Raw genomic sequence first — 573 nt, forward strand, 5'->3', positions numbered from 1 at the left:
GCACCAGCGGCAGGGTGCGGGCGGCGGCCACCAGACCCACGTCGCCGCCGTCGCCACCCATGCCCAGCACGGCGAAGGCGGAGGCGATCAGCGCGCCGTGGCTGCCGAGGTTGGTCACCACGGCGGCGGCGGTCAGCAGGGTGTAGTTGCGGCCCGCCCAGGCGGGGCGGCGGAAGGCGGTGGTGGTCGACACCCCGTGACTATCGCCGGGGCGGGGCCGACTTGCCAAATGCGTCTTCCCACCCCTGGCCTGTTACGACTCCTCTGGCGGTTCCTCGGTGAGGCGCACGGTGCTGAGGATCTTCTCCACGGTCGCCTCGGGGATCTCCTCCTTGACGCCCTTGGCGCCGTACAGGTTCCAGGTGACGAAGTCCCCGGCGCTGTTCTTGAACGCGAAGGTGATCGCCTTGCCGTCGCTGTCGCACTTGCCGTTCTGCGGCGTGTTCTCCGAGTACGCCCTGGCGACGCTGCCCTTGATGCCCGACTTGGTGGTGTACGGCTCGGGTTCGTCCTGCTTCACGCTCTTCTTGTCGGGCTGCGTGTACCCGCCGTAGATCCACCACGGCACCCTGG

Annotated in this window: 1 protein-coding gene and 1 pseudogene; both read right to left on the bottom strand. The window is 69.1% G+C overall.

Features of this window, described 5'->3' with window-relative positions; translation table 11 throughout:
- Positions 1-193: pseudogene (locus tag KDL01_RS41700) on the bottom strand (MFS transporter); the annotation flags it as partial.
- 60 nt (positions 194-253) lie between these two features.
- Positions 254-573 (bottom strand): DUF8017 domain-containing protein (locus tag KDL01_RS41705; protein WP_212534240.1); only part of this gene is annotated, 320 nt, incomplete at its 5' end.

The organism is Actinospica durhamensis, from assembly GCF_018139695.1.
In the GTDB taxonomy this organism is placed as follows: domain Bacteria; phylum Actinomycetota; class Actinomycetes; order Streptomycetales; family Catenulisporaceae; genus Actinospica; species Actinospica durhamensis.